The following is a 12,376-nucleotide window of genomic DNA, read 5'->3' as shown; positions in this document are numbered from 1 at the left end:
GGAGCTCTCCTATCACGCCCCTGCGCACTTCTTGGCAGGTATTGGGAAAAGCGCTATTGTGCCCCTGCCTTGGCGCCTGTGAACTCAATCAGCGCTCCAGGGCGGCTTTTCACACACCTTTTCCCAAGACTTCCAGAGGTTTCCTTGTCCACCAGGGTTCCCAAGATTCTCGATCCGCAGGCCACGCCCGTCTTAAGCCCCAGGGAACGACGCCTTGCCATCTTTCGCGGCGTCTTCTGGCTCAGCGTCACCATGTTTCTGGCCTTTGGCCTGCGCATGCTTGAGTGGCTGCAGTGGGACGATCCGGAATTTCGCCTTGGCGAGGAGTGGCTACTGGCCACCCACGATGCCTACCACTGGGTCGCCGGTGCCGAGGGCTTCAGCTTCGGGGCAGGCCACCCCATGGCGGAACTCTTGCGCCTCATGGCCGAGGCGCTCGGGACCTACCCTGCGGCTGTGGCCTTCTGGTTCCCCCCGATTCTCGCAAGTCTTGTGGCAGGCATAGTCGCAGCCTGGGGCTGGGCCCTGGGCAGCCTTGAGGCAGGGGTTTCGGCAGGCCTCATCACCTCCCTTGCCCCGGGCTTTCTTGCGCGCACCCTGCTCGGCTTCTACGACACGGACCTTGTCACCCTCTTCTTCCCCCTGTTCATGACCCTGGCCCCCATGTGCTGGGTCATGCACTACATGCTGGCACCGGTGCACATCCTGCGCCTGCTCTCGGCCTGGCCCAAATTTGCCTTCTTCAGAGCCCTTTTCGGGGATCCCGTGCAGCCGCCGCGCTTGGGCAATCCCTTGCGCTGGCAGTGGGTGCTTATCCTTGGGCTTTCCGGCCTCATCTCCTGGTGGACACAGGAGTGGCACTCCGTCTTCCCCTACCTCATCCGCTACAACGCAGCCCTTTTGGGCTTTTTGTGCCTGTGCCTTGCCCCGCCAGGACGCCGCTCGCTTCTTTTGCTCGGCGCGCTCTCCTATGTCCTTCCTGCCCTGGCAGGCCCGCCAGGCATTCTCATGAGCGTTGTGCTCATCCTGGTCGTGGGCAGAAAGGCCCACCTGCGCAGGACCCTCACGGACTGGAAGGTTCTCTGTGCCCTGTGGGGCATTGTCCTTTTGCTCATGGTGCAGGGAGAAATCCTCACCACCATCATCAACCACGCAAACGCCTACCTGAAGCTTTCCGCAGACACCCGCGGCGCAGGCGCAGCCACCCTGAACTACCCGCCGCTTGCCCAGTCCATCATCGAGGTGCAGGATCTCCCCTTCAGCGCAGTCCTCTCCTACTTTCATCCCTGGATGGAGGCTTCGCTGCTCGGACTCATAGGCTTTTGCGTTGTGGTGTATTTGAGGCCCGGCGCGCTCTTCCTGCTGCCCCTGGCAGCCCTGGGCCTTTTGAGCACCAAGCTTGGCGGCCGCATGGTCATGTTCGGGGCACCCATTGTGGCCCTTGGGCTCTCCCTGCCCCTGTTCTGGCTCTTGCGCCGCATCCTCATCCCGCAACTCAGGACAACGGCAGGAATCCTCACGAGCATTGTGCTCACCCTCGTGCTCATTGCACCCTTCACGGATCTTATCTCCGCCATGAGCCAGGGCCCCATGATCAACCGCCGCCACGCGGAAGCTCTCGTTCGCCTGCGCACCATGACCCCAAGCGATTCCATGATCTGGCTTTGGTGGGACTGGGGTTACGCGGAACACCACTTTGGCGGAAGGCCTGCCATTGCGGACGGAGCCCAGCACGCTGGCCCCTCCCTGTACCTGCCGGCAGCGGTCTTTGCCACGGACAACCCCCGCTTTGCACGGCAGCTCATCCGCTACACCTCGGAAAAGAACAATATCCCAGGCGAGGTTTTCAAGGGCCTCAACGGCGCCCAGGCAGAGGCGCTCATGGACAGGCTCAGATCCCCGGACACGCCTCTTGTCAAGGGCAAGGGCAGGCAGTTTGTGGTGGTGAGCTACGAGATGCTGCGTTTGGGCTTCTGGATCAGCCATTACGGCAGCTGGAACTTTGCGACCAACACGGCAGAGGCTGGAGCTCTCTCCATTGTGCCCCAGGCCCTTGCCTACCAGCTCGACTCGGGACTTGTGCAGCTTGAGGGATCCGCCACATCCATTGCGCCTGCTTCCATCAACGTCTTTGAGGAAACGGGCCTCACCTGCCGCAACTACGTGCAGGAGTGGTTTGACAACAACCGCAACGCGACAAGGGAAGATCAGCAGGCCTTTCTGAACACAAGGCGCAACGTGAACTTCTTCTTCAACCGCGTGACAGGGGAAAAGCTCGCCATGGACGCAAGGCTCTACAATTCCCTCATGGCACAGCTGCTCCTCTCGGATCCCCAGGACCCGCGCTTTTCCCCCTACTTCAAACTCATCTACGACAATGTCTTCGCAAGGGTGTACGAGGTACGCTAATCCAGCGTCCCTCGCATGAAGGCTAGTGGTGGTAGGGCACGTGGTTTCTCAGGCACTCGGCCCGATACAGCTGCTCCATGAGGACGACCCTGGCAAGCTCGTGCGGCAGGGTGAGGGCGGACAATCGCCAGAGAAAGTCCGCGCGCTTGCGCACCTCGTCCGTGTGCCCGAAGGGGCCGCCCACAAGAAAGCAGGTAGTACCCTGGCCACGGGCGTCCGCGCGATCGAGAAAGTTCGCAAGATCCAGGGAGCTCATGTCCTTGCCCCGCTCGTCCAGGACGACTACCAGATCCCTTGCCTGAACGGTCTCGAGCAGCCTTTCGCCCTCGATGCGGGAGCGCTCCCTTTCCGAGGCTGCGGATGCGTCCTTCACCTCGGTTATCTGCAGCTTGCGAAAGCGTCCAAGGCGCTTTTCGTACATGTCCGAGGCTTCTTTCCAGCAGGGCAGTTTCAGCCTGCCCACACAGACAAGACGCAGGGCTTTTGCAATCATGACCATCTCCCAAAATGACGTTGACACCCCAAGCGTGCACGATGTGCGCACGGCGGTCCAAATCCTTGAAGCCGACCGCTGCCTCATCATTCCCACAGAAACCTTCTTCGGCCTTGCGGCCTCGGTGTTCAGCAGCGCCGGCTGCGCCCTTGTCTATCAGGCCAAAATGCGTTCGGCAAGCAAACCCCTGCCTCTCATAGCCGCGGACACGGCCATGGTGGAGGAAGTGTGCGACACAACACCCGTGCCAGAGAAGCTCCTATCCCTGTGGCCAGCACCCCTGACCCTTGTACTTCCTGTGCACAAACACCTGCTTGGAAAAATAGCCTCCCCCCTTCTGGACAGCAGATCCTGCGTTGCCATACGCGTCTCGCCCCACCCTGTGGCGCGAAAGATTGCACAGTTCCTTGGCGCCCCCATTACGGCCACTTCCGCCAATATCTCGGGGCGTGATCCTGTTACTGAGGCGCGCAGGCTTGATCCGGACCTTGCCCGCGGCATTCCCGTACTCGACCTTCCCCCAAAACCCGCAGGAGGCCTTCCTTCCACCATCCTCTCCTTTCCAGAGCCCGGCACAGTCCTGCTCCACAGGGAGGGTGCCATCTCCAAAAGCGAGCTTGCGCATCTCGGAATCAGTGTTTCATGAGTGGCCAGCCCCCGCATATTTCTCGACTTTTGGCGGGCATCAAGTCATACTTGAGGTGTGGCAACCATGCCATTATGCCAAGGCCTTGCAAGAGCAGTCCATAGGACGCGAACTTCAGGGCCAATCCCGCAACACAATGCGTGAAAGCATGGCCTTTTGCAGAAAGTCTGTCCTTGCAAGGGTCGTCCTTGCAGTGCAGCGCTGACCTTTTCGAAACCTGCTTTGTGCTTGCCTCTTTGCCTGCTTGGGAGCATACTTCCGCGAATCAGGCCTTCCGGCCGCAAGCCTTTTTTCTGGGGACTTTTCCCGGGGACACCATCTTGAAAAAGAACCTCACCTGCCCGCTTTGCAAGGGCCAGTTCAGCGTCTACGCCAATCCCCTGCCTACAGCGGACATCCTCGTATACGAGCCTTCCCTTGGCGTTGTCATCATAGAGAGGAAAAATCCTCCTCTGGGCTTTGCCCTGCCCGGCGGCTTTGTGGACGAGGGAGAATGGCTCGAACACGCGGCCCTGCGCGAAGCCATGGAAGAAACAAGCCTTGAGGTCGTACTCACAGGCATCCTTGGCGTCTACTCGCGCCCGGACAGGGATCCCCGCTGCCACACTCTCACCACTGTCTTCACAGCCAGGGCCATTGCCCCCAGCGCCCTCAGGGCAAGCGACGATGCCAAATCCGCCTTCTGGGCAGATCCCGCGCAGCCCCCGGCCCCCATGTGCTTTGACCACGGCCGCATGCTGCAGGACTTTGCGGATCATCTTGCGGGAAAGCGCCCAATAGGCGCTCTTTCCTCCGAATGGCTCGCCACCCCCGAAGGCAGGGAAAACCTGGCCCGCCTTGAGCTTCTGAATGCCAAGGCCTGAGCCTGAAGAGTTTTCCCACAAACCACAGCCCCAGATCTTTTGAGGACAAGCCCTTGAAAACAGCCCTCCTGCAATGCAATCCCGTGACCGGAGACATAGCCGGCAACATCGAGCGCATAAGCCAGGCCGTGCGCCGGGCCGGCAAGGTTGATCTTTGTGTCACGCCGGAACTCGCCCTCTCGGGCGTTGCCCCCGGGGACTTCCTCTCCATGAACGACTTTGTGGAGGGCTGCCGCAAGGGCCTGGACATTTTGGCTGCCCGCTTTGTGTCAGGACCGGACCTTCTGGTCGGAGCGCCTGTGGTCAGCGTGTACGAGCCGTCTCTTTTGAGCAACGCTGCAGTCTACATTCACCGCGGTCAGTGGGACGTCATCTCCCGCAAGGTCCGTCCCGAGGCCTCGCGCGACCCGGACGCCGAATTCTTCGACCGTGGAGTCTCCTTAGGCATTGTCAATCTCGCAGGCTGGCGGCTCGGCATAGTCTTGTGCGAGGAAGACTCCAACTCCTCCTTCTGGACAGTGCGCGGCACAGGCTACATGCCCCTGCTCGACCTCATCTCCCGCGGCGTGGACGCCATCATCCACATGCGGGCAACGCCCTACGTCATTGGCAAGCGCGCGGACCACGAGGCCATGCTCACCCACGTGGCAGCAAGGCACCACATTCACCTGCTCTCGGTGAACATCGTAGGTGGCAACGACGGCCTGGTCTTTGCAGGGCAAAGCCTTGCCCTGGACCCCACAGGCACAGTCTACGCGCGCGGCCAGGCCTTTGCCGAGGACACGCTCATCGTGGACATGGCAACGGGCACGGCTCCTGTGGCGACTGTTGGCAGAAGCTGGCAGGAAAACGTTTTCGGAGCCCTTGTGCTCGGCACCAGGGACTTTATCCACAAGTGCGGCAGGGAAAAGGCCCTGGTAAGTATTTCCGGAGGCATAGACTCAGGGTTAGTGCTTGCCATTGCCGTGGAAGCCCTTGGCGCGCACAACGTCTCGGCCGTCATCATGCCCTCGCCGGAGACAAGTCCGGACGCTGTGGCAGGAGCCCTGCAGCTTGCCCACACCCTGGGCGTCAAGGTCTCTGTCATACGCATTGACGGGCTCATGGCAGAGTACGAGCGGGCAGTGGCCCAGACCATGAAAGACTTTTCCCTGGGCGTTCCCGACGCGTCCCGCCCGCAGCTGCAGGAGCGCATCCGCGGCTCCATCATGACCACCCTGGCAAACCGCGCGGAAGGCCTTGTGCTCTCCACCATCAACAAGAGCGAGGCCGCCATGGGCTACTGTACATTGTACGGCGACACGGTAGGATCCCTGGGCGTTATCGCGGATCTCACCAAAAGCCAGGTCTACGCAGTGGCCCACTGGCTAAACCAGGACCGCAAGGGCCTCTTCCCGGAATCCATGCTCAAAAAGTCGCCCTCGTGCAAGAGCTCGCGCCAGATGCAGGATCTGCCCTACGGCGAGCTCGACGAGGTTCTGGACGCCCTTCTGGCAGCCAAGCCAAGGCGCCCCCTGACAGATCTGCACCCAAGGCAAAGCGACGTGCGCCAGCGCGTGTTCGGCATGGAGTTCAAGCGCCGCCAGGAGCCGCAGCCCTTGTACGTGAGCGACAAGCCCTTTGGCCGCTCCTGGACAGTTCCCCTGGTCGGTCACTTCAATCTGCCCTGATTTTTTTGCAAGGAAGCCAAGGGTAAAACCCTGGCTTCCCGTACCATTTTGCATATCTTTTCACATTCCCTATCTCACCTGGAGGTTGTTCCCAATGGCTGAAGCCCCTGAAAGAAATCTTGCTATGGATATCGTGCGCATCACCGAAGCCGCAGCCCTTGCCTCCGCGCGCTGGGTCGGACGCGGCAACAAGGAAGCAGGCGACGGAGCCGCAGTGGAAGCCATGCGCAACAGCTTCTCCACCATACACATCGACGGCGTGGTAGTCATTGGCGAAGGAGAAAAGGACAAGGCTCCCATGCTCTACTCCGGCGAGAAGGTGGGCATGGGCGATGGCCCCAAGCTCGACGTGGCAGTAGATCCCGTGGAAGGCACAAACCTTCTGGCCTACGGCCGCCCCAATGCCATTTCCGTTGTGGGCATTGCCCCCAGGGGATCCATGTTCAACCTGGCCCAGTCCTTTTACATGCAAAAGCTTGTTGTGGGTGCCAGGGCCAAGGGCGTGGTGGATCTGGACGCGCCTGTGCACGTGAACCTCGAGCGCGTTGCCAAGGCCCTTGGCAAGAATGTGCGCGACCTCATGGTCTTCGTGCTGGACAAGCCCAGGCACCAGAGGCTCATTGAGGAAATCCGCGAGGCAGGCGCACGCATCCAGCTTGCTACAGACGGCGACGTGGCTGGCGCACTCATGGCAGCGGATCCCAGAAACGAGGTGGACATCATGATGGGCACTGGCGGCACCCCTGAGGGCGTCATTACGGCCTGCGCCATCAAGGGCATGGGCGGCGAAATCCTGGCCCGCCTGGATCCCCAGTCCTATCCGGAAAAGGAGAACATCCAGAACGCTGGCTACGACTTGCGCGAGATCCTCACCACGGACAAGCTGGTGAACACCGATGACTGCTTCTTTGCGGCAACCGGCATCTCCGGCGGCGATTTCCTCCACGGCGTGCGCTACACCTCGCGCTACGCCATCACCCACAGCCTGGTTCTGCGCGGCAAGACCGGCACCATCCGCTACGTCGAGTCCTTCCACGACATGGAAAAGCTGAACCAGCTGAGCCTTGTGCGCTACTAAACGCTTTTAATCGGTCGAAAACAATGGCTAAACTTGTCTCTTTCCTTTTGCTGGCAGGCCTTGTGGCAGCAGGGCCTGCCCTGGCAGCCCAGCCGGAAACTTCGGCAGTACCCGGGGCAAGGCAGATCCTGCCAAGGGTAAGCAACGTCAACGTCTATGAAAACCAGCCGGACTTCACGGAAGAGGAGCTTATGCGCTTCATCCGCCATCTGCCGGATTTCCGCACCTGGATGCGCCAACAGGGTGAAAAGGCCTACCCTGTGGTGAAGAAGGGCAAGCCGGACTTCCACTACTCGCCGGCTGCAGCCCAGTGGGTATCGTTCCGCAGCTGGGAGCCCAGGCGCTTTTTCTGTATCATGGGCAGATCTGCGGCAGCGCTGGTCCTTGTGTCCGAGGGCGAACAGGCAAAAAAACTCTACCGTGACATGCCAAAGCCTTCTAAAGCCGAGTGCGAGCTTGTGCAAAAGCACATGGGAGAGCTTCTGAAGGCCGGAAACGACGTTGTGCAGGAGGCAGGCAAGGAGCAAGGGACAGGCAAATAGGCCGCAGTCTACAAGATTTGAGAGGGGAGAAGACAAAAGTCTGCTCCCCTCTTTTCATATGGCCAGGGTTTGCCAAAGTACGCGAGATTGTGAGCAAAAAGCACCTCAAAAAACACTTGCCAGATGGTCCCATGTTCTGACAATCTGGAGTTCTCTGCTACACAAATACCCATCCCCCAGGGCTTTTGCCTTGCCTCTCCTTGCACACGCTTTCCCCCCCACGAAGGATATCCCATGCGCATACTCTTCCTTGTCGTCCTTGTTCTTGCCCTGTCTCTCCAGCCCGTCCGGGCAGGCTCGCCGGAAAGCTTCGAAACGGAAGAATACTGGGCAAGCGAGGCCTTGGACATCATCAACGCTTCCCAAGCCTATGCCCTGGGCTACACGGGCCTTGGACAGACTGTGGGCGTGCTCGACTCCCCAGTGCGCGTCACGCACCCGGAACTTGCCGGCAAAGCGGACACCATAGACGTGGCAGCGGACTGGACAAGTATCAGGCATGGATCACATGTGACGGGCATTATAGCTGCCAGGCGCGATGGCATTGGCATGCACGGCGTGGCCTTTGACGCAGACATTTGGGCTGGTCCATTGCTGGACAACCCGAATGGCCTGGACCTTGAGGACTATTTTGCGAGTCACCCCGAAGTGCGCATCTTCAACAACAGCTGGGGCAGTACGGATTTTATCGACATGCTCCATGCCAATGAAGACGGTAGTGAAATAACCCCGGGAGACTACTACGAAGAGCTTTTGCCCGGGGATCCGGACGCCTTTTTTATCACAAACTATGCCAACGAGCACCCAGAGACTGTCTTTGTCTTTGCCTCCGGCAACGAGGGACATACCTACCCAAATTTTCCCAGCGCCACGCCAAGGTACATGGGCCAGGGGGATCTGGCAAACTGGATCAACGTGGGCGCCATCAATGCGAACAACAACTGCGTGATACGAAATGAGAACGGATCGCTTGAGCTCAACGCGGCAAGCATCCCCTTCTTCACGAACCTTGCCAAGGGCTCGGAGCTTTATATGGTTATGGCCCCTGGCAGCAACATCTACTCGCTCAATGCCGCAGACAACGGCTACATGCCGGATTCGGGCACCAGCATGGCAGCTCCCGTAGTCAGTGGTGCCCTGGCGCTGGTTGCCCAGGCGTACCCATGGATGACAGGCAAGCAGCTTGCAGACTCTGTGCTGACCACGGCAAATAGGGACTTTAGCGCCCCGGAATACACTGTTCTCTACGACATAACCTCAAGGGATCCGGAAAAGGGGCATCCCGGAACCGTAACTCTAGTGATTATCGCCGAGAACCGAGATGCTGTTGAAGATATCGAGCGAGATGGTGCGACGATTGATGGCACGGTAATACCTACAAACACAAACTCTCTTGATGAAGACGGCATTGCGGCCATCAGGAAGCTGGTAGAAAAACACATTGCTTTGGATAACAAAGCCTGGCTAGACTTGGGGGATTCTGCCTTGGCTGCCGTGGACGCCGCAGCACAGACAGAATCTGGAGAGGAGGAAGGAGAAGGAGAAGCAGCAGAAGGGGACGAAGAAGCTGAAGGAAGCGAAGAAGAAGAAGAAGAAGAAACCCTCGTCATAGAGGTGCTCACAAAGGAAGAAGTCTTTGGTCAGGGCATACTCGATGTGGGCAAGGCTGTACGCGGCCCTGCCCTGCTCGACGCCAACCGTATGACAGAAGAGAATGTGATGGAGGTGGAGGAGCTCGAGGACGAGCTTGAGGGTAAAAACACTTTTGCCATTGAAACCTTCGACACCCAAGGCTATGTGGCCGAATTCAGCAATGATATCGACCAAAGGCCATGGGACAATGAGTATCACCATGAAGAGTATCAGACCACTGGCGAGAATGAGGAGCTTACTGCAGACGCTGACGCTCTGTGTCCTGAAATTGATGATGAGGGTAAGAGAGAAGCTCTTGATGTGGGCCTTCGCAAGACCGGGGCCGGCATGCTCATTTTGAGTGGCACCAATGACTATGCTGGCGCGACCATAGTGGACGGAGGTGTTTTGGCCATTGCCAGGAGAGCTGATGACACTGGAGGCGAGCTGACCGTCAGTGATGTAGTCGTCTGCGAAAACGGCACACTCGCTGGAGATGGTGAGATTAAGCAGACGGTGATCAACAATGGCACTGTGGCTCCCGGCTTCAGGGACAATACCCTGACAGTGGGCACCTACAAGCAAGGATCCGATGGCACCCTGCTTGTGACCTATGACAATACACAAGAGCACAGTGTCCTTGAGGTCAAAAATAAGGTGGATATCAAGGGTAACCTTGCCTTTGCGCCAGCCAGGGGACAGTTCTACGGAAACAATTTCTCCGTGGAACTGAAAGACTTTCTCCATGTGCCAGCTGGGTCAGAAAACGCTAATGTTCAATTCACGAAATTCCTGGCCGAGGACGCCTCCCCCACGCTGGAGACTGTCCTTGTTGCCGAGCCTGACATGGATGCCATGACTGCGGAGGTAGTTCTGACGCGCCCGGCCAATGCCTACGCCCGCTACGCGGCAAACTCTGGTTCAGCGGACCTTGGCCGCAATCTGCCTGGCATAGCCTCAGTGGCTACCGGGGACATGCAAGCCCTTCTGACCGCCCTTGACTGGTCCGCCCGCGACGGCCACGAGGTGGGCCGTGCGCTCGACACCCTGGGTGCCGAGGCCTACGATGCTTCCGCCAGGGCCTCCCTTGCCCAGCAGGCCGAGTTCAATCTCCTCATCCTGCGGCGCATGCTTGGCAACGAGAGCGCAAGGCGTGCCCTTGCAGCACGTGGGGCAACCGAGGATCGGCCAAACGCAGAAAACTGGCAGTTCTGGGCAACGCCCTACGGCTCAGGTGCCTGGCAGGGAAGCCATGGGGGCGTTTCTTCCTGGAAGAGCTCAGGCATTGGCCTCATTGTCGGCGCGGACAGGTACTTCGAAAGCGGCCTTAGCATAGGCGCGCACGTGGCTCTGGCAGCAAAGCGCACACATGTGACAGGCAATCACGATGCACAGGCAGACACGCAATCAGCCTTTGTCGGCCTGCAGGGAATGTTTGCGCCCGATACTTGGGATGGCTTCTGGCTCACAGCCCAGGGACGCCTTGGCATCGAGAGCGGCGAGATGGACCGCGAGGTTTCCTTCAATGGCTACACTCGCAACAACGAGAGCCGCTGGAGCGGATTTGCCGGCAGCGCCCTTTTGGGTGGTGGCAAGGACTGGAGCTGGAAGCTTGGGGACGGGCATCTCGATGCTGGCCCCCTGGCCTGGATGGAATATAGTTTCCTGCATCGCCCGGATATTGAGGAACAATCCGGTCAGGCCTCAAGACTCAACGTGGACGAGACTGTCTATCAGTCCCTCCTGCTCTCCCTTGGCGCGCACACGGGCCTGAACACGACATTCGCAAACGGCACAACCCTTGGCCTGGACCTTCTGGCAGCCTGGCGCCACGAAACGCTCGATGCAACCTTCCGTACAGGGGCCTCCTTCAGGGAATATGGCGACTACGACTTTGCCACGGCAACCGATCTGCCTGGCAGGGACTCCATGCTTTTGCAATCGAGTGTCCGCTTCACCCATCCCTCGAACTTCTTCGTGCAGATGGATCTGGGGGGCGAGTTCTTCCGCACGGACTATACGGCCGTGAACGTAGGGCTGCAGCTCGGCTGGGATTTCTAACCGATTCACACTTCCTTCCAAAACGCATCCGGGTCTCCCAAGATGCGTTTTTTAGCGCACGCGGTATTTTGCCAGCAAATACTCTGCCCTGCCGGGCTCTTCTGGATCGCGCATGCCGTGATTGGTGTCGAGACCGCGCAGGACTTTCATGTCCTCTTCACTCAGCGCAAAATCGAACAGGGCGAGATTGCTTGCGATATGGGCGGGATTGGTAGATTTGACAAGAACTGCGCAACCTTCCTGCAGCTCGAAGCGCAGGATGATTTGCGCAGGCTTCCTCTGATAGCGGGTGGCAATCTCGCGGATCAGGGGATGGGTCAAAAGTTCTTTCATGCCATGACCCAAGGGAGACCAGGCAGCGAGCAAAACGCCTTCTGCCTCAAGAATGGCGCGCAATTCCCGTTGCTGCCAGAAGGGATGGAACTCCACCTGATTGACGCAGGGTATGGTTGCGAAATGGGGGATGTGCTCCTGCCAGAGGCGGGGTGTGAAGTTGCTGACACCAATGGAGCGGACAAGCCCCTCGTCCCTGGCCTTTTCAAGCGCCCGCCATGCTCCCCGCACATCATAATAGGGTTGGTGCAGGAGATAGAGGTCCAGGTAGTCCAGCCCCAGCCTTGCAAGGGATGCACGGATGCCAAGGCAAGCCTTCTCATACCCGTAGTCCTGGATCCAGAGCTTGCTGGTCACAAAGAGCTCCTCTCTTTGGATGCCGCTGTCCTTTATGGCGCGGCCAACCTCGGCCTCATTGTTGTAGGCTGCAGCAGTGTCGATATGCCTGTAGCCGGCATCAAGGGCCATGCGCACTGCCCTGTAGGTAGTGCCGTCTGCCGGCACCTCAAAGACACCACAGCCCAGAGCCGGGATGTTGTTGCCATCGATGAGAGCGTATGTCTTCATGGGATCCTCCTGTCTTGCCACAAGCTACGCTGCCAAGGTATAGATTTGCAACAGGCAAAGCGCAGCAAACTGCCGAACAAAA

General features: G+C 59.1%; 9 protein-coding genes. 7 read left to right on the top strand and 2 right to left on the bottom strand.

The features are described from left to right. The first annotated feature begins 144 nt into the window (after positions 1–144). A complete protein-coding gene (locus B5F76_RS05445; protein WP_239406970.1) occupies positions 145–2,409 on the top strand; it encodes an STT3 domain-containing protein in 2,265 nt (754 codons plus the stop codon). A 22-nt stretch (positions 2,410–2,431) separates the two neighbouring features. Here B5F76_RS05445 and B5F76_RS05440 read toward each other — a convergent pair whose 3' ends face one another. Then, positions 2,432–2,902, bottom strand: coding sequence for a 23S rRNA (pseudouridine(1915)-N(3))-methyltransferase RlmH (locus tag B5F76_RS05440; protein WP_087352084.1), 471 nt, complete (start codon positions 2,900–2,902; stop codon positions 2,432–2,434). On the opposite strand from B5F76_RS05440, the gene B5F76_RS05435 reads away from it, so the two are divergent. The 6 genes from B5F76_RS05435 (at position 2,901) to B5F76_RS05410 (ending at position 11,394) form a co-directional block, all read left to right on the top strand. Beyond that, positions 2,901–3,548, top strand: coding sequence for an L-threonylcarbamoyladenylate synthase (locus B5F76_RS05435; protein ID WP_162608697.1), 648 nt, complete (start codon positions 2,901–2,903; stop codon positions 3,546–3,548). The two genes, B5F76_RS05440 and B5F76_RS05435, sit on opposite strands and share 2 nt — an antisense overlap. Before the next feature lie 320 nt (positions 3,549–3,868). Continuing rightward, complete coding sequence (locus tag B5F76_RS05430; protein WP_087352132.1) at positions 3,869–4,411, top strand: NUDIX domain-containing protein; 543 nt, start codon at positions 3,869–3,871, stop codon at positions 4,409–4,411. A 53-nt stretch (positions 4,412–4,464) separates the two neighbouring features. After that, a complete protein-coding gene (nadE, locus tag B5F76_RS05425; protein WP_087352079.1) occupies positions 4,465–6,081 on the top strand; it encodes an NAD(+) synthase in 1,617 nt (538 codons plus the stop codon). A gap of 94 nt (positions 6,082–6,175) precedes the next feature. Next, positions 6,176–7,159 (top strand): class II fructose-bisphosphatase, encoded by a 984-nt coding sequence (glpX, locus tag B5F76_RS05420; RefSeq protein ID WP_087352077.1) that lies wholly within the window; start codon positions 6,176–6,178, stop codon positions 7,157–7,159. Between the two features lie 23 nt (positions 7,160–7,182). Beyond that, the gene (locus B5F76_RS05415) at positions 7,183–7,701 is read left to right on the top strand and encodes a hypothetical protein (protein ID WP_087352075.1); all 519 of its coding nucleotides are present in this window, start codon (positions 7,183–7,185) and stop codon (positions 7,699–7,701) included. Positions 7,702–7,935: 234 nt separating this feature from the next. Then, the gene (locus B5F76_RS05410) at positions 7,936–11,394 is read left to right on the top strand and encodes a S8 family serine peptidase (RefSeq protein WP_162608696.1); all 3,459 of its coding nucleotides are present in this window, start codon (positions 7,936–7,938) and stop codon (positions 11,392–11,394) included. Between the two features lie 51 nt (positions 11,395–11,445). Here the strand turns inward: B5F76_RS05410 and B5F76_RS05405 are convergent, their stop codons facing one another. Continuing rightward, complete coding sequence (locus tag B5F76_RS05405; RefSeq protein ID WP_087352071.1) at positions 11,446–12,294, bottom strand: aldo/keto reductase; 849 nt, start codon at positions 12,292–12,294, stop codon at positions 11,446–11,448. Between the last annotated feature and the right edge of the window lie 82 nt (positions 12,295–12,376).

It is taken from the genome of Desulfovibrio sp. An276, assembly GCF_002159665.1.
In the GTDB taxonomy this organism is placed as follows: Bacteria; Desulfobacterota; Desulfovibrionia; order Desulfovibrionales; family Desulfovibrionaceae; genus Desulfovibrio; species Desulfovibrio faecigallinarum.
This window is presented reverse-complemented; position numbering and strand designations above follow the sequence as displayed.

Excerpts from the sequence above, each read along its gene's own strand:
- B5F76_RS05435 (WP_162608697.1), top strand. The coding sequence starts at position 2,901 with ATGACCATCTCCCAAAATGACGTTGACACCCCAAGCGTGCACGATGTG.
- B5F76_RS05440 (WP_087352084.1), bottom strand. The coding sequence starts at position 2,902 with ATGATTGCAAAAGCCCTGCGTCTTGTCTGTGTGGGCAGGCTGAAACTG.
- glpX (WP_087352077.1), top strand. The coding sequence starts at position 6,176 with ATGGCTGAAGCCCCTGAAAGAAATCTTGCTATGGATATCGTGCGCATC.
- B5F76_RS05415 (WP_087352075.1), top strand. The coding sequence starts at position 7,183 with ATGGCTAAACTTGTCTCTTTCCTTTTGCTGGCAGGCCTTGTGGCAGCA.
- B5F76_RS05410 (WP_162608696.1), top strand. The coding sequence starts at position 7,936 with ATGCGCATACTCTTCCTTGTCGTCCTTGTTCTTGCCCTGTCTCTCCAG.
- B5F76_RS05405 (WP_087352071.1), bottom strand. The coding sequence starts at position 12,294 with ATGAAGACATACGCTCTCATCGATGGCAACAACATCCCGGCTCTGGGC.